This is a genomic window from Streptomyces sp. NPDC026673 (assembly GCF_040638135.1).
Taxonomy (GTDB): Bacteria; Actinomycetota; Actinomycetes; order Streptomycetales; family Streptomycetaceae; genus Actinacidiphila.
The window spans coordinates 1-20,035 of sequence record NZ_JBEZXR010000060.1 but is presented as its reverse complement, the minus strand read 5'-3'; the positions used below and the strand labels follow the sequence as shown (position 1 = coordinate 20,035).

Below are 20,035 nucleotides of genomic sequence, written 5' to 3'. Positions count from 1 at the left end.
GGCCCTTTGCCCTCGGAAATTCGAGGCGTAATGTTGATTACATGATTACAGGCGAGCAGAAGGAGGCGCTGCGCGGCTGGCTGGCCGGGCGGCTCCCCGAAGGGTTGTTCGAGGCGCTCGTGGACGTGGTCGTCGACCGGGAGGAGATCACCGTTGTCGGCCGCATCCCGGAGCCCGCCGTCGGCGCGGACGCGTCCCGGGTCGAACGCGAGGCCGCGCTGGACGGGCGGATCGCCGAGTTCCGGGAACGCACCCGCGAGGACCGCGTCGCCGTGGCCCGCGAGGCCGAGGGCCGCTTCGGCCGCAAGGTCTCCTGGGGCGTGGAGTGCGGCGGCCGCCGGGCCATGTACACCACCGTCTCCGCCCCCGTCATGACCCGGCTCCGCCAGCCCGAGCGACAGGTGCTCGACACCCTCGTCGCGGGCGGCGTCGCCCGCAGCCGCAGCGACGCCCTCGCCTGGTGCGTCCGCCTCGTCCAGCGCAACACCGATGCCTGGCTCGGCGACCTGCGGGAATCGCTGGAACACGTCCAGCGCGTCCGCGCGCAGGGCCCCGACCGCGACACCTCGGCGTCCGCCGAGGACGACTGACCGGCGGCTGCGCCGGGCTGCCCGTGTCGCCGCGTGCGGTTCGTTGTCGTGTGCGGGTTGTTCGCGCCCGCGGCGGGCGGTTTCCCCGCCGCCCGCCCTCCCCCCGGCCTTCGGCCGGGGGGACCCCCATCCGGCGCGGTCAGTGACCGCCTCGCCGCGTACGTGTGGGGTCGGTGGCGCGCCGGCGCACTCCCCCAGCCTCCGCGCCTGCGGCGGGCTGTCCCCCGCCCGCCCTCCCTATTGCCCGGCGCGGTTGGTGCGGGCCTGCGCGCGTGTGTGGTGGGCCGGGGGCGGGGCCTCCGGGGCTGGGCATCCTGGACCGCATATTCATGTGCATGTCGGGGGGCCAAGTCGGACCCCGGATGCCGCACAACACATACACGTCAGCGTCCGGAACGCCCACCCTCCCCCAGCCTTCGGCCGGGGGTGCCCCCAACTCCCCCGCCCCTCCGTATCGTGCGGCGACCAACGGCCGGCGGGGGTCAGAAAGCGGTCCGGGGCCGCCCCAAGTGCCTCACTCACCCCCCACCGGACCGTCATGCGCCCCATGGGGGCACCTCCCAGCGGTAGCTGGGGGAGGGAGGGGGTGTGGCGGGGTGCTCCCCCTGGCCGAAGGCTGGGGGAGACGAGCGGCGGACCTGGCGCCGAACGACGTTGACGTAAACCGCGAGCGTTGGTGGGGGTCCCCCCGGCGCAAACGACCCGCACCGGCTGGTTCCGGGACGGCACGGCCTCCGACGCCGTCCGGGCCTGCCCGGCGGCCCATCCTCCGCCGCGACGGAGGTACTCGGGCGCGCGGGGGTGCCCCCGTCGGGCGGCCGGCGGTCCTGCCGGGCCCACCGGGCGGCGCGTCGTACCCCTTGCGCCCGAGTGCCGCGCGAGACCCCGTCACCCGGTGCGGGCACCTGCGCCGGTGAGCCGTACGGGTTAGATTCGGAGGCGTGTTGCGCATCGTGGACGGCAGGAGCGGCGAACCCGTGGAACTGGACCCGGGGCGGCGCGCTCCGCTGCGGGTGCTGGCCCACACCGGTGCCGTGGGCGGGACGACGGCGCTGCGGGTGCTCCTGGTGGCGGACGTGCTGGCCCGCACGGCCGAGAGCTACGGCGGGCAGGTGCTGGTCGCGGTGGTGGGCCCGGCAGACCCCGCGCTGGACGCGGCCGCCTCCGCGCTGGGCATCGGGCCCGCGGCGGCGCGCGGCGACAGCGCAGGCGAGGCCGAGGAGGCGCTGGCCGGCCGGGCCCGGGTCCATGTCGCGGCGACGGGCACCGAGACCGGCGGCCCCCGCCTCGACGTCGGGACGGCCCACCCGGACGAGGCGCCCGCCGGGCCCGCCGTACGGCTCGCGCTGCTCGGCCTGGACCGCCGGGCCCCGGCGGAACTGAGCCCCAGGGCCCTGGAGGCGGCGGACGCGCGGCTCGGGCAGTGGCGCCGGGCCGTGGCCCGCTGGGCCGAGTCGCCGTCCAAGCCGATGTGCGCGGAATACGTCGAACGCCTCCAGGCGGCGCTGGCCGCGGATCTGGACACCGCGGCATACCTGGCCGCCCTCGACCGGCTGGCGGCGGAGACCGCCCTGCCGGACGGATCCCGCTTCGAGACGTTCGCCCACGCGGACCGCGTGCTCGCGCTGGAACTGACGCGCGAGGTCGGCGGGGTGAGGCCGTGAGGCGCCGCGCGGAGGCGCGCCGACGGCTGATCGTGCTCAGGCACGCCAAGTCGGCGTGGCCGCCGGACGTCCCCGACCACGACCGCCCGCTCGGCCCGCGGGGACGGCGCGACGCCCCCGCCGTCGGCCGCTGGCTGCGCGAGGGCGGGCACCGGCCCGACCTGGTGATCTGCTCGACCGCCCGGCGCGCCCGGGAGACGTGGGAACTCGCCGTCGGCGGGCTGGGCGGACAACCGCCGCCGGTGCGCCTCGACGAGCGGGTCTACGCGGCGACCGCCCGCGCCCTGCTCGACGTCGTACGCGAAGCCCCGGACGACGCCGGGGTTCTCCTGGTCGTCGCCCACAACCCGGGCGTCCAGGACCTCGTCCTCCGGCTGACGGGCGAGGCCCGTGCCGATGCCCTGCGCCGCGCGGCGGACAAGTTCCCGACCTCCGCCGTCGCCGTCCTCGACTGGCCCGGCCCCTGGTCCTCGCTGGCCCCGGAACGCGCCCGCCTCGACGACTTCGCCGTCCCCCGCGGCTGATCCCGCCCCGCACGGCCGCCGGACGCGGACGCGGATGCGGGTGCCGGTGAAGCCGTCGACGCGAACCGGCCCCGGTCTCAGGCCGAACGCCGGTCGAACCCGGGGGTGTTCCCGGCAGGCGCGGGAGCGCCGTCGCGGCCGCCCGTGTCCCGTCGTCCCGCCGGCTCCCCGGCACTCCAGCTGGCGAGCAGCTTCCAGGCGTCCCGCGAGACCTGGTCCTGTGCCGGCAGGTACACGAAAAGGGTCTGGTCGGGCTCGCCCGGCATCGTGAACGCCTGGTAGTCGACGCTCAGATCGCCGACGACGGGGTGGTGGTGACGCTTGGTCCCGTGGGTGCGGTCGAACACCTTGTGGTCGGCCCACCAGCGGCGGAAGTGGTCGCTCTTCATCGCGAGTTCGCCGACCAGTTCGGCGGTGCGGGTGTCCTCGGGGTGACGGCCGGCATCGAGCCGCAAGGTGGCGGTCATCTCCTCCGCGACCTGCTCCCAGTCCGGGTACAGCGCGTGGGCGGCCTCGTCCAGCAGGATCCAGCGGGTGAGGTTCCGCTCGCGTGCGGGCATGGCGTCGAAATCGGCCAGCAGGGCCCGGGCCAGGTGGTTGGTGGCCAGGACGTCGGTGCGGCGCCCGAGGATGAAGGCGGCCTGGTCGACGAAGGAGTCCATCCCTTTTCTTCGGAGGGAATCCCCGCCTTCAGGCGGGGAGGGAATCCGATCCTGAGTCCTGCGGCGCGGAGCGCCGGAGAATCGCTCCGGAACGCTCTACGACGATAGCCGCGTTCAGTTCGGCCGCTTCTGGTTCTCGATGTAGTCCTTGACCACTTGGAGCGGTGCACCGCCGCATGACCCGGCGAAGTAGGAGCCGGACCAGAAGCGTCCGTGCATGGTGGCCCGGTTCACGCGGTCGGTGAACTCGGCGCGCAGGTAGCGCGAGCTGACGCCCTTGAGGCTGTTCACGAGGCTGGACAGGGCGACCTTCGGCGGGTAGTGCACCAGCAGGTGCACGTGATCCTCTCCGCCGTTGAACTCGATCAGGTCCGCGTCGAAGTCGGTGCAGATGTTGCGCATGATCTCTTCGCAGCGCGTCAGCATCGCGTCGTCGAAGACGTTACGCCGATATTTGGTAACGAACACCAAGTGTACGTGTAGGTCGTAAACTACGTGCCGGCCGCGCCGCACATCGGAGTTTGGTTCCCAGCGTGGTGACATGAACCAAGCGTAGTGTGCCGATGTGAGCTGACCGGGAAGGGGGTGGGCCGGATGATCCGTGCGTACAAGTTCCTCATGCGGCCCACCGTGGGCCAGGCCGCCGCACTTGGTGAGATGCTGCGAGATCACTGCTCCCTCTACAACGGAGCCTTGCAGGAACGCCGTGACGCCTACCGGCACGTGTCGAAGACGAACATCACGTACGGGGTGCAGTCCGCGCAGCTCAAGGACATCCGGGCATTCGACCCGGAGCGTCAGGGCCGCTGGTCCTTCTCCAGCCAGCAGGCGACGCTGCGACGGCTCGACAAGGCGTTTGCCGCGTTCTTCCGCCGCGTCAAGTCCGGCGAGACGCCCGGATACCCGCGGTATCGGGGCGTGAACTGGTTCGACACGGTGGACTTCCCCAAGGACGGGGACGGCTGCCGCTGGGACGCCACCCCGCACGACCCGGTCACCCGCGTCCGGTTTCAGGGTGTGGGATGCGTCAAGGTGCACCAGCACCGGCCCGTGCTCGGCAAGGTCAAGACGATCAGCGTCAAGCGCGAGGGCCGCAAGTGGTTCGTCGTGCTCACCGCCGAACAGGACCAGCCCGACCCGCTGCCGCCTACCGGCAGCGTGGTCGGTATCGACCTGGGCGTAGCCAACTTCCTCGCCGACTCCAACGGCGACTTCGTTCCCAGCCCGCGTCACGGGCGACAGGCATCCGCGAAACTCGAAGCCGCGCAACAAGCTCTGTCCCGATTCCCGCGCCGCAAGGCCAAGGACCGTACCGCCAACCACCAGCGGGCCGTGGAGAAGGTTGCCAAACTGCACGGCAAGGTACGCCGCCGGCGGATCGACCACGCCCACAAGACCGCTCTCGCCCTGGTCCGTGCACATGACGTCATCGCGCACGAAGACCTCAAGATCCGCAACATGAGCAAGGCCCCCGCCCCGAAGCCCGACCCCGACCAGCCGGGCACCTTCCTGTCCAACGGGGCCGCCGCCAAAGCCGGACTCAACCGCTCGATCGCTGATGCCGGATGGGGGGTGTTCCTGACGATCCTGCACGCCAAGGCTGAAAGCGCCGGACGGGAAGTCATCGCCGTGGACCCCCGCAACACCTCCCGACGGTGCCCCGAATGCGGGCACACCGCCAAGGAGAACCGGCCCACACAGGAAAAGTTCCACTGCGTCTCGTGCGGCCACCACGCACACGCCGACACGGTGGCAGCCACCAACGTCCTACGGGCCGGGCTGGTCCGTCGCTACGCCAACCCGGCGTAACGAGAAGCCACCCCGTTTACGGAGTGGAGGAGTCACGAACCGCCGCATCCCGGGCCGGACGCGCTGAACGGTGGGCGCCGAGCGGCGGCGGGCGGTGCCGGGCCTGGGCCCGGCGAGGTCGAACAGATGGGCACGTTCCGCGGTGTCGAGCCGCAGCGCGGCCGCCACCGCTTCCAGCACCCCGGCCGAGGGACTGATCTGCCGCCCCTGCTCCAGCCGCGTGTAGTAGTCGGTGCTCACTCCGGCCAGTTGGGTGACCTCCTCCCGGCGCAGCCCCGGCACCCGCCGGTAGGCGCCCCGTTCGGGCAGTCGGGCCGACTCGGGGGTGATCCGGGCGCGGGACCGGCGCAGGAACTCGCTGAGGTCGACGTTGCGGGCCATGCGTCCATTCTCGCTCGCGCGGTCGCGCGGCCGACGCGGGAAAGGGGGTCGCCCGGTCCTACGCAGCGGATTCCCTGGACCTCTTCTCCGTGATCACCGGCCGCAGGACCATCGCCGGTTCGCTGATCGGCGGCATCGCGGGCACGGCTTCGGCGCGGAGATCGAGCTGATCCGGGCCGACGAGATCAACGAGGCCTTCCGGAGGATCCTCACCGGGGACGTGCGCTACCGCTTCGTGATCGACGCGTCCACGATCTGACCGGGTCGCCGCCCGCCGCCCGCCGCCCGCCGCCCGCCGGCCGCACAGAGCCGGCGGGCGGTCCCGGCCGGGTGCCACCCGGCCTCGGCGGCCGAGTGGCCGAGTGGCCGATGTGACGACAGGAGCACGCATGCGCGTCACCACCGACCGGCTGTCCACGCCGGTCCCCGCGGACCAGTGGCTCGTGGGCCTGCGCTTCCGGGCGACCCGGACCGGCGAGACATGGCACTACTTCGTCATCGACGACACCGCGGAAGCAGCCGACGCCGCGGCCGCGGCGATCAGGCGCGCCGCGGCCCGCGATCGGGCCGCCGCGGACCCGGCCCCGCCGATCACGGACCTCGACGTCCGGCGACTGCGCCGCAGTCCCCTGGGCCAGGTCTACCTGGAGCCCGGCACCCGGCCGCCCTCACCGCCGAGAGCGCGCTGAACGGCGGTTTCGCAGCCGGATCACTTGGTGGCGTAGACGGCCGTGTAGCCGCCGATGAGGGGACGGGCGTTCGTCTCGGAGAAGCCGGCCTCCCTCAGCCACCGGGTCGCGTCCGCGACGGTGTACTCGGAACCGCCCTCGGTGTCGATGAGCATGTTCAGCGAGACCATGAAGCCGTAGGTGTTGTGGCGCCGGTCGTCGTCGATCATGGCGTCGTACACGATCAGCGTTCCGCCCTCGGGGAGGGCGTCATGGGCCTTGCGGAGCAGGAACCGGCGCTGCTCGAGATTCCAGTCGTGGAGGATCTGCCCCATGACGTAGACGTCGGCCGGCGGAAGGGGGTCGGAGAAGAAGTCGCCGCCGTGGAAGGACAGGCGGTCCGCCAGGCCGTGGGCGGCGGCGAACTCCTCGAACACGGGTCGCACCGGCGGCAGTTCGAAGACGGTGCCGGTCATCTCGGGGTGGGATCGCAGCACCGCGGCGGGTACGGCGCCCAGCGCGCCGCCGAGATCGGCCACGTGCCGGCGGCCGGTCCAGTCGAAGTCGGCGGCGAGCGCGCCGGCGAGGGGCGTGCTGACGCCGTTCATGCCGTTGAGGAAGTTCCGCCACGCGACGGGGTCTTGGCTCAGCGTCGCGAAGAAGGGGGCCCCGCTGTGCGTGACCTCGTTCTGCTGGACGCCGGTGCGCAGGGCATCGGTGAGGTTGTCCCAGAAGCCGAAGAGGCGGGCGTTGGCCATGTCCAGGATTCCGCCGACGTAGGAGGGCTTGGCCCGGTCCAGGAAGACGTCTGCCGCGGGGCCGTTGTGGTAGACGCCGTCGTCGTCACGGTTCAGCAGGCCCAGTGACACGAGGCCGTCCAGGAAATCCGCGGACGACCTCGGATGGAGGCCCACTTCGCCCGCAAGGGACGCGCGATCCCGGCCGCCGCGCGCCAACACGGTGAATATCCCCAACTCCACCGCGCTCAGCAGGGTCTTCGAGGCCATGAACCCCAGGCCCAGCTGGAGGATCGGCTCAGGGGTGATCGGTTCGTCGGCGGTCATGCGTGTCTCCACTCGCTTCACAACGGATTCTCGGGGTTGGTCATGTGCCGCGGTCCCGTATCGCGGCGCGCCGCGTGCGCCGCCCGCGCGCGTGCGCGCGGGGGCGGTCGGCGGTGTCGTCGACCGGGTCGGCTCGGGGGTCGGCTCGGGGGTCGCGGTGGGCCCCGCGACGCCGATCCGGAGGGTGGACTCGGCCGCTGTCCCGGGGCCGGGCCGGCCGGGGCGTTCAGAGGGTCTTGATCTGACCGCCGTCGATGAGCACCTCGGCTCCGTTGATGTTGCCCGCCACCGGCGAGGCCAGGAAGAGGACGAGGTCGGCGACCTCCTGCGGCTCGGTGATCCGGCCCGAGGTGATGCCCATGCTCTGCGGCACCACGACGTCCAGCGCCTCCTGGGCCGTGGTGCCGGCGGCTGCGGCGGTGGCGTCCGCGAAGGCGCCCGGGGCCGTCCAGAACGGGGTGCGGACCGGGCCGGGGGAGATCGCGTTGACGCGGACGCCCTTCGGGGCGAACTCCTCGGACAGCGACTTGCTCAGGTTGGTCATCGCGGCCTTGGCCGCCGAGTAGTCCACCACCATCGGGAAGGGCGTCCGGGCGTTGATGGAACCGATGTTGACGATCGCCGCGCCTCCGGCGTCGACCAGGTGGGGAAGTACGGCGCGGCTGACACGGACGGCGCTGAAGAAGGTGAGGTCGAAGATGCGCTGCCAGTCGGCGTCGCCGACCTCCAGGAACCCGGTGCGGGGCTCGGCGGCGCCGACGTTGTTGACGAGGATGTCGATCCGGTCGTGGCGCTCCACGGCGCGGCGGGCCAGGGTCTCGGCCCCCTCCAGGGTCGCCAGGTCGACGGGTACGACCGTGACGTCGTAGGCGTCGGCCAGCGCGTCGAGTTCGGGCGTGGAGTTGCGGCTGCCGGCGACGACGCGGACGCCTTCGCGGGCCATCGCCTCCACTACCGCCAGGCCGATGCCCTTGCTGGCTCCGGTGACGACGGCGACCTTGTCCTTGAGGTGCAGTTCCATGAATACCCTTTCTGGATTAATCAATACAGAATCGCGGCAGACGGAAACCCGGCTCGCGCGAGGTGAGCCGGAGCCTGTCCGGGGTCGGTCCGGGGCGCGCGTCGCCTCCACGGGGGCGTCCTCGCGGAGGCTCGCCCGGGGCGGGCCCGGTCGATGATGCGAAGGTCCCGGCCGGGGCCTTGCCGGGCCCGGCGGGTCCGCCGCGGTCGTGGCGGCGGGGGCCCGTCGTGCCGCGAACCGGATCTCGGTCGCGCGCTCGAGGGCGTGAAGGTGAGGTCGCCTCTTCGAGCCGAACCACGCCGGAAGCGTAACACGATTGTGGATTGACCGATAAAGTAAACGGTCCCGTGCTCGGGTGGTCCCCGCGGCCGGTCGGACTAGGCCGACGCGGCCAGGGCCGCCGCCGTGGCGGCGGCGAGGCGGTCGAGGTAGCGGGGCGGGAGTGGGGCGCGGAGGACCGCCAGGCGCCAGTAGAGGGGGCCGGCGATGAGGTCGAGGGCGAGCTCGCGGTCCGTGTCGGCGGGCAGCTCACCGCGTTCCACCGCGGAGTCGACGATGGTGCTGGCGATGCCGCGCTGGGTGTCGCGCAGCGCGGTCTGCAGGGCCTCGGCGATCTCCGGGTTGCGGGACGCCTCCGCCAGGAGGTCGGGGATGATCTGCGAGGCGACGGGGTGCCGCAGGGCCCGTGCCGTCAGTTCCAGCAGCATCCGGATGTCTCCCCGGAGGCTGCCCGTGGCGGGCGCGGGCACGCCGAGGGCCGCGACGGCGGAGACCACGTCGAGGACGAGCGGCAGCTTGGAGCGCCAGCGTCGGTAGACCGCGGCCTTGCCGACACCCGCCCGCCGCGCGATGCCCTCGATGGACATGCGGCCGTAGCCGACCGCCGCGAGTTCCTCGAAGACGGCCGCTCGGATCGCCTCCGTGACATCGTCTCGGAGCACTGCGGCCCCGGCGGGGGCTCGTCGTGGGGGTGCGGTGTCCGGTGCCATGTCCGGCAGCCTACGCGACGACGGGACGGAACGGTTGCGTTCCAGCGCTCGTGTGGTCTAACGTCCTGGTAACGACGATACGGTCTCGTTCCGTCGGCGCACAACCACCCCCTCGCGCCTCACCCCCCGAACGGAAGCGCCCCCCTCGTGAGCCTTGACATCGAGTCCTCCTCAGCGGCGCCCGCGCCGCCCGGCGCGCCGGCGCCGACTTCCGCAGAGCTGGCGGCCGTGTATGGCCTCTCGGTCAGCGGAGCCCGGCCCAGCCTGGGCGCCTACGTGCGGCAGCTGTGGGGACGCCGGCACTTCATCACCTCGTACGCGACCGCCCGCGCGTCGGCACAGTACACCCAGGCGCGGCTGGGCCAGCTGTGGCAGGTGCTGACGCCGCTGCTCAACGCGGCCGTCTACTACCTGATCTTCGGTCTGCTGCTGGGCACCGACCGCGGTGTGGACAACTACATCGCGTTCCTGGTCACCGGCATCTTCGTCTACACCTTCACCCAGTCCTCGGTGATGGCGGGCGTGCGCGCCATCTCGGGCAACCTCGGGCTGGTGCGGGCGCTGCACTTCCCGCGGGCGAGTCTGCCGATAGCGTTCACGCTGGTGCAGCTCCAGCAGTTGCTGATGTCGATGCTGGTGCTGCTGTCGATCGTGCTGATGACCGGGGAGGTTCCGGGTCCGTCGTGGCTGCTGGCGGTGCCGGCGCTGGTGCTGCAGTCGGTGTTCAACGCGGGGCTGGCGCTGGTGATGGCGCGGCTGGGCAGCAAGATGACGGACCTGGCGCAGCTGATGCCGTTCATCCTGCGGACCTGGATGTACGCCTCGGGTGTCATGTACAGCATCAGCCACTTCGCGGCGCACGCGCCGCACGCCGTGAAGATCCTGCTCGGTCTGAACCCGGCGGCGGTCTACATCGACCTGATGCGCTTCGCGCTGATCGACAGTTTCACCTCCGCGCAGCTGCCGCCGCACGTGTGGGCGGTCGCCCTGGGCTGGGCCCTGGTCATGGGCGTCGGGGGCTTCGTGTACTTCTGGAAGGCTGAGGAGAGGTACGGCCGTGGCTGAGCGCATTCCCACCGTGATCGTCGACGACCTGCACATCGTGTACCGGGTGCACGGCGCGGGCTCGGGCCGCGGCACCGCGGTCAACGCCCTGTCCCGGCTGGTGCGCCGCAAGGGCGGCAACCCCAACGTCCGCACGGTGCACGCCGTGCGCGGCGTCAGCTTCACCGCCCACCGGGGCGAGTCCATCGGTCTGATCGGCTCCAACGGCTCGGGCAAGTCGACCCTGCTCAAGGCCGTCGCCGGACTGCTGCCGGCGGAGAGCGGCAAGGTGTACACCAAGGGCCAGCCCTCGCTGCTCGGCGTGAACGCCGCCCTGATGAACGACCTGACCGGCGAGCGCAACGTGATGCTCGGCGGCCTCGCGATGGGCATGTCGCAGGACCAGGTCAGGGAGCGCTACGAGTCCATCGTGGACTTCTCCGGGATCAACGAGAAGGGCGATTTCATCTCCCTTCCGATGCGCACCTACTCCTCCGGCATGGCGGCCCGGCTGCGCTTCTCGATCGCCGCGGCCAAGAGCCACGACGTGCTGATGATCGACGAGGCGCTCGCCACCGGTGACCGCTCGTTCCAGAAGCGCTCCGAGGCACGTATCCGCGAGCTGCGCCAGGAGGCCGGCACCGTCTTCCTGGTCAGCCACAACAACAAGTCCATCCGCGACACCTGCGACCGCGCCATCTGGCTCGAGCACGGCACGCTGCGCATGGACGGCCCGACGGACGAGGTGCTCAAGGCGTACGACGCGTTCACCCGGGGGAAGTGACACCGCCCGGCGGGAGCCCGGCACCGGTGCCACACTGAGGACGGACGCCGGGACCACGGCGGCACCGGGCAGCAGCCAGGCGAAGGAGGCCGCCATGCTCACCACCCAGTACGTCAATGGCGCCCCGAACTGGATCGACCTCGGCAGCGCCGACCCCGGGGCGGCGGTCTCCTTCTACAGCGGGCTCTTCGGCTGGGACGCCAGGTCGCTGGGGCCCGAGGCCGGCGGCTACGGCTTCTTCCGCCTCGGCGGGAAGACCGTGGCCGCCTTCGGGCCGCTCACCGAGGAGGGCGCGCGGTCGTCCTGGACGCTGTACTTCCAGACGGCCGACGCCGACGCCACCGCCAAGGCGGTGGAGCAGGCCGGCGGCACGGTCCGCTTCGCGCCGTTCGACGTCTTCACCAACGGCCGCATGGCCGGCTTCACGGACCCCGGGGGAGCGGACTTCGCCGTGTGGCAGCCGCGCGACACCAGGGGCCTCGACGTGGTCACCGAGCCGGGCAGCCTGGGGTGGGCGGAGCTGTACGCGCCCGACGCCGCCGCGGCCCGTGTCTTCTACGGCTCGGTCTTCGAGTGGCAGGCGCAGGACGTGCCCCTGGGCACCACCAGCTACATCGTGCTGTCCACCTCGGACGGCGGACACGAGGCGTCGCTGGGCGGGATCGTGGAGATCACCGCCGGGATGAGGGACGCGGGCGTCGTCCCGCGATGGCTGCCCTACTTCGAGGTCGAGGACGCCGACGCGGTGGTGGCCAAGGCCGGGCAGCTCGGCGGGAGCGTCGTCATGGCGCCCCAGCACGCCGAGGGCGTCGGCCGCTTCGCGCATCTGGCGGATCCCTTCGGCGCCCTGTTCGCGGTCATCACCAGCCAGCCGCAGGGGAGCTGACGCGGCGCCACGGGGCATTGTCAGTGGCCGGTGCAAGACTGGCCACGACCAGGGCACGCACCCCGTCGAAGGAGCACACCCATGCTCAGCACCCACTACGTTCCCGGCGCCCCCAACTGGCTCGACCTGGGCACTCCCGACGTCGAGGCCTCGGTGGCCTACTACCGCGAGGTCTTCGGCTGGGACTTCCAGTCGGCCGGACCGGAGGCGGGCGGCTACGGCATGTTCCGGGTCGGCGACCGCACCGTCGCCGGTGTCGGCCCGCAGAACGAGCCGGGCGTCACCGCCGCGGCCTGGGAGCCGTTCTTCCAGACGGCCGACGCCGACGCCACGACCAAGGCCGTCGAGCAGGCCGGCGGCCGGGTGAGGTTCGCCCCCATGGACGTCTTCGACCTCGGCCGGATGGCGGTCTACGCCGACCCGACCGGGGCGGACTTCTGCGTGTGGCAGCCCGGAGCCAACAAGGGCCTGGACGTCGTCAACGAGCCCGGTTCCCTCTACTGGACCGAGCTCTACACCGCCGACGCCCCCGCCGCGCTGGCCTTCTACCGCTCGGTCTTCGACTGGCGGACCGAGGACTCCCAGATGCCCGGCGAGGTCTACACCCTCGTCTCCCCGGCGGGCGGCGGTGAGAGCGACGCCCACGGCGGCGTCATGCAACTGGACGAGGAGATGCTCGCCGCGGGCGCCGGCGCGCACTGGCTGCCGTACTTCACGGTGACCGACTGCGACGCCGCGCTGGCCCGGGCCGAACAGGCCGGCGGCATCGTGCGCGTCCCGGCGACGGACGTCCCGGAGGTCGGCCGCTTCGGTCAGGTCGTCGACCCGCAGGGCGGGGTCTTCGCCGTCATCACGCCTCCGTCCCCCGCGGTCTGAGGGCGTTCCCGGCGGCTACTCCGGCGGTGTCGGGGTGTCGTGGCTGGAGAACATGGCCTGGATGTCGAGCTCCAGCTTGATGGTCGGGCCGACCACCGCGATGCCCCGCGCCAGCATGCTCTGCCAGTTGAGGGTGTAGTCGTCGCGGTGCAGTTCGGCGGTGGCGAGGGCGGCGCAGCGCAGCTCGTCGCCGTAACCGCCGGTCGCCAGGCCCAGGTAGTCGGTGTCCAGGCTCACCGAGCGGCTGGTGCCGTGCATGGTGAGGTGGCCCTGGACGCTCCACCGGGTGCCGCCCTCGTGCACGAAGCGGTCGCTCGCGAAGTGGATCCAGGGGTAGGCGGCCACGTCCAGGAAGTCCCCCGAGCGCAGGTGGTTGTCCCGGGTCCTGTTGCCGGTGTTGATGCTCGTGGCGTCGATCGCGATCTCGACGCGGGAGTCGGCCATGCGCTCCGCGATGTGTATGCCGCCCTCGAAGCGGTCGAAGCGGCCGTGCACATGTGCCATCCCGACGTGCTTGGCGATGAAGCGGATGGCCGTGTGCGGCGGGTCGAAGAGCCAGGTCCCGGGGGGCGGCAGCGCCGGCTCGGGTGAGCGTGCCAACCGCACCTTGCCGATGGGGGACTGGAGTCCCTCCGCGATCTCCACGGTCCCTCGGTAGGGCTGCAGTCCGTCCGCCGCGATCATCACCGTGTACTGCCCCGGGGGCAGGGTCGCGAGGAACGTTCCGTAGGGGTCGCTGGTGGCCTTCACCTGGGTGTGGTGCGTCAGGGCGTCGGACACGGTGATCTCGGCGCCGCCCATCGGCCGGCCCATGGGGTCGAGCACCTGACAGCTGATCAACCCCGCGCCCTCGGCGATCGGGGGCAACAGTCCCGGATCCCCCGTCCCGTTGACCGCCCGATTACGCCGAAAGAGTGCGAAAGCCATGTGATCACCTTAGATGGTCACGCTCCGCCGGTGCCCGGCACCCCCCTGGTTCAGGCGTCGAGCCAGTGCCGTCGTCCCAGGTGGATGAGGTAGAGCTCCTTGCGGGCGGTGAGTTCGATGCGCTCCTCGGCCTCGGCGTCACCGTCCGGCGCCTCCATGAAGGCGATCGCCGTCCTCAGCAGCCGGTCGACGTAGAGTTCGGCCAGCATCCGCAGGTCTTCCGGCGGCCAGCCCCGCGAAACGCGCTGCGCACCCAGGGCGGTCGCCAATTCGTCGGCGAACTGGGACAGTTCGGATGCGATGGCCTCGCGGACGGCCTGGACCCCGCCGTGGCGCTCCCGGGCGATGAAGCGGATGTGCGGCCGGTGCTCGCGCACATGGGCGGTGATGACCCCGACGGAGCGGGCGATGACCTCCTCCGCGTCGTCCTGCTGGGCCAGGGTCGCCCGGATCATCCCGTGCAGGCTGCCCAGGGACTCGGCGACCAGCGCGACCCCGAGGTCGCCCATGTCCCGGAAGTGCCGGTAGAAGCCGGCGGGAGCGACGCCGACCTCGCGCGTCACCTCGCGCAGACCCAGGCTGCTCAGGCTCTGGTTCTCCAGCAGGCGCAGCCCCGCGTCGAGCAGGGCCTGCCGGGTCTGCCGCTTCTGGGCCTCGCGGACCCCCAGGGTGTGACTCATGTCATCCAGTAAACAACCGTTCGCCGAGTCGTGCGAACAGTAGACTTCCCGAGTCGGTGAACAGTTGTTTTTCCAACTGTTCACTCAGTTCGTGCTTCCTCAACCCGCCGGGGTCGTCCGGCAACCGGGAAAGGCAGAGAACCGTGACCCTCCTCCTCGTCCTGGTCGCCATGGGCATCCTGCTGGGCGCCGTCTCCTACACCCCATTTCCCGTCTTCCTCGTCGCCGCGGCCGTGGTCGGTGCCTGGCTCCTCGCCTTCTGCCTCCGCGAGCGCCTCGGCCACCACCGCAACCGCTGACCCACGTCTCCCAGGGGGGAAACGACCCATGTCCTACGTCCCCGCTCGTGAGCGCGACCTGCGCTCCACGTACCGTTCCGGCTCGGAAGGTTCCGACGGCATGGCCGTCGCCGCGTTCGCGCTCGGCCTGGTCGGTCTGCTGGCCTTCAACATCGTGCTCGGCCCGTTCGCCCTGATCCTCGGCGGCGTGTCGCTGGTCCGGGGCACCCGGCGCCCGGTCCGGGCGATCCTCGGGCTGGTGCTGGGCGCGGCCGACCTGATGGTGCTGGTCGTGCTCGTCACGATGAACAAGGGCTTCATCTGGCCACTCGGCCTCTGACCGCGAGGAACGAGGCCGAAGGGAAACGGGGGGAGACGGTCCCCACCCGCACGGGGGGGTGGGGACCGTCCCGTACGTCCGGCGCCGGAGGCCCGGACAGCGGGGGCCGGCGGCACGCCGGCGACGCGCTCCTAGTTGCGGGTCCAGCCGTCGGAGGACCAGTAGCCGTACTCGGGACGGCCCTTGACGCTGCTCGTGCGGAAGGGGCGGCCGCCGTCGTCGATGCGCATCAGTTCCGTCCGGCCGCCGGCGGACCACTCCAGTTCCAGGTACCAGTCGCAGTCGCACCGCACCGTACGGGCGTGCACTCTGAGCACCAGCGGCTCCCGTTCGGTGACCTGGTAGGGGAGACGGGGCACGGGGAGCGTGTTCACGCTGTCGAAGCCGTCCCGCGGATGCGGTACGGGCCGCTTGACGTCGAGGTCCACCGTGTACTCGGCCGGGGTGAGCGCGCCGCCGCAGCCGTTGTCCATGGAGTACGACGACCAGCGCAGCGGCGTGCGGTGATCCGCGACGCGGACGTGCAGCTCCTGAAGCACCACCGGGGTGGATCCGCGTCCCCTGATGGTGGCCTCGACGATCGTGGTCCCGCCGTGCACGGCGCCCAGGGCGGTGGCCCACCTCTGTGCGTCCTGGGAGACCGGGGGCGGAGGCACGTCCTCGGGGGGCCGGTTGACCAGGTAGCGGTGACTGCAGCCGCTCTGCCAGACGTGTGAGCGCACGCTCAGTGCCAGGGGCGGGGAGGGCACCGGAGAGCGGGAGGCCGTGGCACCCGCGCCGGGGGAGCGCGGTGTCCCCTTCGTTCCCGTCGCCGACGGCGTCGCCGGCGAGGCCGAGCCGGACGCGGAAGGCGTCGGCGAGCCCGGGCCCGTACCCTCCGGCGAGGGCGATGTGCCTCCGGCGGAGCCGGGCCGGGCGGAGGGCGATGCCGCCGCATGAGCCGGCGGGCGCCCGGCTCCGGTGCCGTTGGTCATGGCGAGCGCGGCGCCGGTGAGCACGAGCGCGGCGACCGATCCGGCGACCGCGGGCCGGGACATCCGGCGCCGCCAGGGACGCGACGGACGCGGCGCGCCCGGGAAGGGGCCGATCGGCTCGAGTTCCGCCACCCCGTCCGGTGCGGCCGCGGCATCGTCCACGGACTCGGGCCCGGCCGCCGGAGCCGGCGGCCCCGACCCCGCGTTCCCGGCCGGGGCACCGGCATCGCCGCGGTCTCCGTTCCCTTCTCCGTTCCCGTCACCGTTCTTGATTCCGTCGCCGGCCCGGGCCCGCTCCTCGTCCGCGCTGTCCTTCCGCGCCGCCCCCGCGCCGCTGCCGCGGTTGCCCGCGCGCCGCGCCGCGTCCGCGAGCACCCACCGGCGGTGCAGTTCGACCAGTTCCTCCGGCCCCGCGCCGCACAGCCGTGCCAGGCGTTCCACGACCGCGTAGTCCGTGGGGACGGCGTCGCCGTTGCAATAGCGGTGGAGCGTGGACGTGCCCACGTGGAGCCGGGTCGCCAGCTGCCCGTAACTCAGTCCCGAACGGTCCTTCAGCTCCCTTAAGTACGCGGCGAAGTGCTCGCTGCCCGCTGCCGTCCCACCCATCCCGCGCCCCCGACGTCTTCCCGTGTCCCGGCCGCCCGTTCCAGGGCGCTCACGTCTCCCCAGGCCAGGGTACGCGCAACCGTTCCGGTGTCCCGGAAGCCGGCGCGGCTGTTGCCGGGCCGTGACGGCGCCGCGCACGCTGAAGGGCATGACCACCGCCCTTCGGCGACGGTCCTCGTCGACGATCCGAACCACGGGGGAAACACCTTGAACCGCACACTCGCCCGCCGCTCCGCCCTGACCGCGCTGTCCGCGGTCGCCGCCACCGCGCTGCTCGCCGCCGGCTCCGCCGAGGCCGGGGCCGCCGCGCCCACGAAGGCGCCGAGGTTCCTCGCGCCGAAGGAGCTGCCGCCGTACCCCCACTCGCCCTGGTACGCCGACAAGGTCAGGAGCGGCCTGCCCGAGGGCGGCACCGCCTGCGCCCTGCGCGGCCTGCCCCGCAAGGGCGTCTCCCACCGGTCGTTCTGGACCGAACTGGACACCAACGCCCAGCAGGTCACCTTCACGACCAAGAACAGCAAGGCGGCGCGCGACCTCGCCGCCAAGCTCCGCAAGTCCGTGCGGGGCTGCGTCGCCCGCTTCCTCGACCAGTACCCGGGGTCCGAGGCCGACTGGAAGGACTTCGGCACCATCAAGGTCGAGGAGGGCGCGCACGTCTACGGCGTGCACGTCGCGCCCCCCGAGTCCGAGCACAATGTCCGGCTCTACGGCATCGGCCGCGACGGCCGCACCGTCACGGTCGTCGAGTGGGGCCAGATGGGGACCCTCGACCGGATCCCGCTGAAGGCCTTCAAGAAGACCACGCGGACGGCGGTGAACAAGCTGTACCGCTGACGCGCCGCGCGGCGGGGCACCGGGGGGAGCCCCGCCGCGGGCGTGACGCCGCGACCGGTCACATCGGCTCGACGCCGGCCAGTCCGCCGGCGTCGAGCCGCAGCCAGCGGGTGATCCCGATGCCGCGCAGGAACGGCAGATCATGGCTCGCCACGATCAGGGCACCCTCGTAGGACGCCAGCGCCGTCGTCAACTGCCGCACGCTCGCCAGGTCCAGGCTGTTCGTCGGCTCGTCCAGCAGGAGGAGCTGCGGCGCGGGCTGCGCGAGCATCAGCGCCGCGAGCGACGCCCGGAAGCGCTCGCCGCCCGACAACGCCCCGGCCTGTCGGTCGGCCCGCCCGCCGCGGAACAGGAAGCGGGCCAGCGACGCCCGGATGCGGTTGGCCGTCGCCTGTGGTGCGAACCGCGCCACATTGGCCGCGACCGACAGCTCGTCGTCGAGGATGTCCAGCCGCTGCGGCAGGAAGCGCAGCGGCACATGTGCCTCTACCTCGCCCGCCGCCGCGGGCAGTTCCCCGCTGATCGTCCGCAGCAGCGTCGTCTTCCCGGCGCCGTTGCGGCCGACCAGCGCGATCCGCTCCGGGCCTCGTACCTCCAGATTCCCGGCCGGGGCCCCGTACGCCGTGCGCAGGGAGCACAGCGTCAGCACCGTCCGGCCGGCGGGGACGACGGTGTGCGGCAGGTCGACGCGGATCTCGTCGTCGTCCCGCACGGCCTCGACGGCCTCGTCCAGCCGCTCCCTCGCCTCCGCCAGCCGCTCGGTGTGCAGGATGCGGTGCTTTCCCGCCGACTCCTGGGCCTGGCGTTTGCGCTGCTTCATCACGGCGCGCGGCTCGCGCTTGGAGTCGTACATCTTCTGCCCGTACCGCACCCTCCGCGCCAGTTTGACGTGGGCGTCCGCCAACTCACGCTTCTGCCGCCGCACATCGGACTCCGCGGCGCGCAGCGTGCGTTCGGCCGCCTCCTGCTCGACCGCCAGGGCCTCCTCGTACGCGGCGATGTCGCCGCCGTACCAGCGGACCCCGCCGTCGCGCAGCTCGGCGATCTTGTCGACGTGTCGCAGCAGTTCGCGGTCGTGGGAGACGACCACCAGGACGCCGTTCCAGGCCGCGACCGCCGCCTGGAGCCGCCGTCTGGCCTGGAGGTCCAGGTTGTTGGTCGGCTCGTCGAGCAGCAGCACATCGGGGCGGCGCAGCAGCAGGGCGGCCAGCCGCAGCAGTACGCACTCGCCGCCGGACAGTTCGCCGACGACCTGGTCGAGGCCGACGTGGCCCAGCCCGAGGCCGTCGAGCCCGGCCCTGGCCCGCTCCTCCAGATCCCAGTCGTCGCCGACCGCCGCGAAGTGCTCCTCGCCCGTGTCCCCGGCCTCGATGGCGTGCAGCGCGGCCCGTGCCTCCGCGATGCCGAGGACCTCGTCCACCCGCAGCGCGGTGTCGAGGACGGCGTTCTGCGGCAGGTAGCCGATCTCGCCGGCGACCCGCACCGTGCCGCCGCCGGGGGTCAGTTCACCGCCGATCAGCTTCAGCAGGGTCGACTTGCCCGCTCCGTTGAGCCCGATCAGGCCGGTGCGGCCGGGGCCGACGGCGAGCTGGAAGCCGTCCAGGACGGGGGTGCCGTCCGGCCAGGCGAAGGAGAGGTCGGTGCAGGTGATGGAGAGGGTGGGATGTCCCATGTGGTCCTCCGGGGCGCTCGTGAATGACGACGGGTCGGCACACGGGGACACCGGAAGGCGGGCGCTGCACGGAGGCGGCTGCTCACGGCCGAGGTCGCACACGGGCCCGCGCGGACGCCGGTTCGGCGCCGCGGGCACGGTGTCCCTGACCTCAGAAGAGCAACGGCCTTCTCCATTCGGACGGTGACAGGGCCGGGGCAGAAGCTACGCCGGGGGCGAGCCCCCGGCAACGCATTTACCCGGCGCCTCGCGCAGGGGATCGCCGCGGCCGTGGGAACTAAGGTCGCCGCCCCGACGGCCGCGCCGCGTCCGCCCTCCACTCCACCACCGGACGCGTGGCCCCGGGTCGCGACCCGCGGGCGCAGGCCGGGCCCTCCCGGCTGCTCGCCGTGGTCTTCGCGGTGATCCCCATCGGCCTGCCGACGGCTCCCCACCCCGGCGACAAGGCGCAGGCGAGCGTCGCCGTCCCGGTCCGGCGACCGGCGCGCCGGTGCCGCCGCGGCTCGGGGCTCCCGCCGTGTCGGCCTGGGCCGCCTGACCGGCCCCCGGTGCCGCCCCGGTCACCGTCCTCGCGGCCGCCGCCGTCGTGACCGGGATCCCCCGCCGCCGGTGGCCGTCCGCAAATGGATTTGGTCCTGGCGCCGAGACCCCGTAGGGTGGTGTTCACCGACGCGGGGTGGAGCAGCTCGGTAGCTCGCTGGGCTCATAACCCAGAGGTCGCAGGTTCAAATCCTGTCCCCGCTACTGAAACCGAGTGGCCCG

At 72.4% G+C, this 20,035-nt stretch carries 22 protein-coding genes, 1 tRNA gene and 1 pseudogene; 14 read left to right on the top strand and 10 right to left on the bottom strand.

The annotated features are described in order from the left end of the window. The first annotated feature begins 41 nt into the window (after positions 1–41). The 3 genes from AB0F62_RS31275 to AB0F62_RS31265 all read left to right on the top strand — a co-directional run bounded on the left by AB0F62_RS31275 (position 42) and on the right by AB0F62_RS31265 (position 2,778). Positions 42–590: a hypothetical protein gene (locus AB0F62_RS31275; protein WP_361806815.1), complete on the top strand. Its 549-nt coding sequence runs from the start codon at positions 42–44 to the stop codon at positions 588–590. 941 nt (positions 591–1,531) lie between these two features. After that, positions 1,532–2,254 (top strand): hypothetical protein, encoded by a 723-nt coding sequence (locus AB0F62_RS31270; protein WP_361806812.1) that lies wholly within the window; start codon positions 1,532–1,534, stop codon positions 2,252–2,254. Then, a complete protein-coding gene (locus AB0F62_RS31265; protein WP_361806809.1) occupies positions 2,251–2,778 on the top strand; it encodes a histidine phosphatase family protein in 528 nt (175 codons plus the stop codon). Before AB0F62_RS31270 ends, AB0F62_RS31265 begins: the two co-directional genes overlap by 4 nt. 77 nt (positions 2,779–2,855) lie before the next feature. Here AB0F62_RS31265 and AB0F62_RS31260 read toward each other — a convergent pair whose 3' ends face one another. Both AB0F62_RS31260 and tnpA read right to left on the bottom strand, forming a co-directional pair. After that, positions 2,856–3,440, bottom strand: coding sequence for a hypothetical protein (locus AB0F62_RS31260; RefSeq protein ID WP_361806806.1), 585 nt, complete (start codon positions 3,438–3,440; stop codon positions 2,856–2,858). A gap of 114 nt (positions 3,441–3,554) precedes the next feature. Next, the gene (gene tnpA, locus AB0F62_RS31255) at positions 3,555–3,983 is read right to left on the bottom strand and encodes an IS200/IS605 family transposase (protein ID WP_361806803.1); all 429 of its coding nucleotides are present in this window, start codon (positions 3,981–3,983) and stop codon (positions 3,555–3,557) included. 51 nt (positions 3,984–4,034) lie between these two features. Here tnpA and AB0F62_RS31250 point away from each other — a divergent pair, with 51 nt between their 5' ends. Then, positions 4,035–5,249: a transposase gene (locus AB0F62_RS31250; RefSeq protein ID WP_361806800.1), complete on the top strand. Its 1,215-nt coding sequence runs from the start codon at positions 4,035–4,037 to the stop codon at positions 5,247–5,249. Here the strand turns inward: AB0F62_RS31250 and AB0F62_RS31245 are convergent. Further along, a complete protein-coding gene (locus AB0F62_RS31245) occupies positions 5,208–5,630 on the bottom strand; it encodes a helix-turn-helix transcriptional regulator (protein WP_361806797.1) in 423 nt (140 codons plus the stop codon). The two genes, AB0F62_RS31250 and AB0F62_RS31245, sit on opposite strands and share 42 nt — an antisense overlap. A gap of 71 nt (positions 5,631–5,701) precedes the next feature. On the opposite strand from AB0F62_RS31245, the pseudogene AB0F62_RS31240 reads away from it, so the two are divergent. After that, a pseudogene (locus AB0F62_RS31240) lies at positions 5,702–5,889 on the top strand (alcohol dehydrogenase); the annotation flags it as partial. 130 nt (positions 5,890–6,019) lie between these two features. Continuing rightward, entirely contained in the window at positions 6,020–6,319 is a 300-nt protein-coding gene (locus AB0F62_RS31235; protein WP_361806794.1) for a hypothetical protein, read from the top strand. Positions 6,320–6,339: 20 nt separating this feature from the next. On the opposite strand, the gene AB0F62_RS31230 is transcribed toward AB0F62_RS31235, so the two are convergent. The 3 genes from AB0F62_RS31230 to AB0F62_RS31220 all read right to left on the bottom strand — a co-directional run bounded on the left by AB0F62_RS31230 (position 6,340) and on the right by AB0F62_RS31220 (position 9,372). Further along, positions 6,340–7,362 (bottom strand): methyltransferase, encoded by a 1,023-nt coding sequence (locus AB0F62_RS31230; RefSeq protein WP_361806791.1) that lies wholly within the window; start codon positions 7,360–7,362, stop codon positions 6,340–6,342. Between the two features lie 226 nt (positions 7,363–7,588). Beyond that, positions 7,589–8,383: an oxidoreductase gene (locus AB0F62_RS31225; RefSeq protein WP_361806788.1), complete on the bottom strand. Its 795-nt coding sequence runs from the start codon at positions 8,381–8,383 to the stop codon at positions 7,589–7,591. A gap of 377 nt (positions 8,384–8,760) precedes the next feature. Further along, a complete protein-coding gene (locus AB0F62_RS31220) occupies positions 8,761–9,372 on the bottom strand; it encodes a TetR/AcrR family transcriptional regulator (RefSeq protein ID WP_361806785.1) in 612 nt (203 codons plus the stop codon). A 147-nt stretch (positions 9,373–9,519) separates the two neighbouring features. On the opposite strand from AB0F62_RS31220, the gene AB0F62_RS31215 reads away from it, so the two are divergent. From AB0F62_RS31215 to AB0F62_RS31200, 4 genes are all read left to right on the top strand, one after another. Further along, the gene (locus AB0F62_RS31215; protein ID WP_361806782.1) at positions 9,520–10,437 is read left to right on the top strand and encodes an ABC transporter permease; all 918 of its coding nucleotides are present in this window, start codon (positions 9,520–9,522) and stop codon (positions 10,435–10,437) included. After that, positions 10,430–11,200, top strand: a complete 771-nt coding sequence (locus tag AB0F62_RS31210) for an ABC transporter ATP-binding protein (RefSeq protein WP_361806779.1) — start codon at positions 10,430–10,432, stop codon at positions 11,198–11,200. Before AB0F62_RS31215 ends, AB0F62_RS31210 begins: the two co-directional genes overlap by 8 nt. 94 nt (positions 11,201–11,294) lie before the next feature. Beyond that, entirely contained in the window at positions 11,295–12,086 is a 792-nt protein-coding gene (locus AB0F62_RS31205) for a VOC family protein (protein ID WP_361806776.1), read from the top strand. Positions 12,087–12,167: 81 nt separating this feature from the next. After that, positions 12,168–12,962 (top strand): VOC family protein, encoded by a 795-nt coding sequence (locus AB0F62_RS31200; protein ID WP_361806773.1) that lies wholly within the window; start codon positions 12,168–12,170, stop codon positions 12,960–12,962. 15 nt (positions 12,963–12,977) lie between these two features. On the opposite strand, the gene AB0F62_RS31195 is transcribed toward AB0F62_RS31200, so the two are convergent. Both AB0F62_RS31195 and AB0F62_RS31190 read right to left on the bottom strand, forming a co-directional pair. Continuing rightward, entirely contained in the window at positions 12,978–13,889 is a 912-nt protein-coding gene (locus AB0F62_RS31195) for a YceI family protein (protein WP_361806770.1), read from the bottom strand. 50 nt (positions 13,890–13,939) lie between these two features. Continuing rightward, complete coding sequence (locus AB0F62_RS31190; RefSeq protein ID WP_361806767.1) at positions 13,940–14,569, bottom strand: TetR family transcriptional regulator; 630 nt, start codon at positions 14,567–14,569, stop codon at positions 13,940–13,942. A 143-nt stretch (positions 14,570–14,712) separates the two neighbouring features. Between AB0F62_RS31190 and AB0F62_RS31185 the strand changes: the two genes are divergently transcribed. Then, positions 14,713–14,868 (top strand): hypothetical protein, encoded by a 156-nt coding sequence (locus AB0F62_RS31185; RefSeq protein WP_361806764.1) that lies wholly within the window; start codon positions 14,713–14,715, stop codon positions 14,866–14,868. A gap of 28 nt (positions 14,869–14,896) precedes the next feature. Then, positions 14,897–15,187 (top strand): DUF4190 domain-containing protein, encoded by a 291-nt coding sequence (locus tag AB0F62_RS31180; RefSeq protein WP_361806760.1) that lies wholly within the window; start codon positions 14,897–14,899, stop codon positions 15,185–15,187. A 131-nt stretch (positions 15,188–15,318) separates the two neighbouring features. Here AB0F62_RS31180 and AB0F62_RS31175 read toward each other — a convergent pair whose 3' ends face one another. Next, the gene (locus tag AB0F62_RS31175) at positions 15,319–16,767 is read right to left on the bottom strand and encodes a helix-turn-helix domain-containing protein (RefSeq protein ID WP_361806757.1); all 1,449 of its coding nucleotides are present in this window, start codon (positions 16,765–16,767) and stop codon (positions 15,319–15,321) included. A 207-nt stretch (positions 16,768–16,974) separates the two neighbouring features. Here AB0F62_RS31175 and AB0F62_RS31170 point away from each other — a divergent pair, with 207 nt between their 5' ends. After that, a complete protein-coding gene (locus AB0F62_RS31170) occupies positions 16,975–17,601 on the top strand; it encodes a hypothetical protein (RefSeq protein WP_361806754.1) in 627 nt (208 codons plus the stop codon). A gap of 58 nt (positions 17,602–17,659) precedes the next feature. Here the strand turns inward: AB0F62_RS31170 and AB0F62_RS31165 are convergent, their stop codons facing one another. Next, positions 17,660–19,273, bottom strand: coding sequence for an ABC-F family ATP-binding cassette domain-containing protein (locus tag AB0F62_RS31165; RefSeq protein ID WP_361806751.1), 1,614 nt, complete (start codon positions 19,271–19,273; stop codon positions 17,660–17,662). A gap of 670 nt (positions 19,274–19,943) precedes the next feature. On the opposite strand from AB0F62_RS31165, the gene AB0F62_RS31160 reads away from it, so the two are divergent. Further along, a tRNA-Met gene (locus tag AB0F62_RS31160) sits at positions 19,944–20,017 on the top strand. Positions 20,018–20,035: the final 18 nt, after the last annotated feature.

Coding starts and splice junctions, on each gene's coding strand:
- AB0F62_RS31275 (WP_361806815.1), top strand. CDS start 42: ATGATTACAGGCGAGCAGAAGGAGGCGCTGCGCGGCTGGCTGGCCGGG.
- AB0F62_RS31260 (WP_361806806.1), bottom strand. CDS start 3,440: ATGGACTCCTTCGTCGACCAGGCCGCCTTCATCCTCGGGCGCCGCACC.
- tnpA (WP_361806803.1), bottom strand. CDS start 3,983: ATGTCACCACGCTGGGAACCAAACTCCGATGTGCGGCGCGGCCGGCAC.
- AB0F62_RS31250 (WP_361806800.1), top strand. CDS start 4,035: ATGATCCGTGCGTACAAGTTCCTCATGCGGCCCACCGTGGGCCAGGCC.
- AB0F62_RS31245 (WP_361806797.1), bottom strand. CDS start 5,630: ATGGCCCGCAACGTCGACCTCAGCGAGTTCCTGCGCCGGTCCCGCGCC.
- AB0F62_RS31235 (WP_361806794.1), top strand. CDS start 6,020: ATGCGCGTCACCACCGACCGGCTGTCCACGCCGGTCCCCGCGGACCAG.
- AB0F62_RS31230 (WP_361806791.1), bottom strand. CDS start 7,362: ATGACCGCCGACGAACCGATCACCCCTGAGCCGATCCTCCAGCTGGGC.
- AB0F62_RS31225 (WP_361806788.1), bottom strand. CDS start 8,383: ATGGAACTGCACCTCAAGGACAAGGTCGCCGTCGTCACCGGAGCCAGC.
- AB0F62_RS31220 (WP_361806785.1), bottom strand. CDS start 9,372: ATGGCACCGGACACCGCACCCCCACGACGAGCCCCCGCCGGGGCCGCA.
- AB0F62_RS31205 (WP_361806776.1), top strand. CDS start 11,295: ATGCTCACCACCCAGTACGTCAATGGCGCCCCGAACTGGATCGACCTC.
- AB0F62_RS31200 (WP_361806773.1), top strand. CDS start 12,168: ATGCTCAGCACCCACTACGTTCCCGGCGCCCCCAACTGGCTCGACCTG.
- AB0F62_RS31195 (WP_361806770.1), bottom strand. CDS start 13,889: ATGGCTTTCGCACTCTTTCGGCGTAATCGGGCGGTCAACGGGACGGGG.
- AB0F62_RS31190 (WP_361806767.1), bottom strand. CDS start 14,569: ATGAGTCACACCCTGGGGGTCCGCGAGGCCCAGAAGCGGCAGACCCGG.
- AB0F62_RS31180 (WP_361806760.1), top strand. CDS start 14,897: ATGTCCTACGTCCCCGCTCGTGAGCGCGACCTGCGCTCCACGTACCGT.
- AB0F62_RS31175 (WP_361806757.1), bottom strand. CDS start 16,767: ATGGGTGGGACGGCAGCGGGCAGCGAGCACTTCGCCGCGTACTTAAGG.
- AB0F62_RS31165 (WP_361806751.1), bottom strand. CDS start 19,273: ATGGGACATCCCACCCTCTCCATCACCTGCACCGACCTCTCCTTCGCC.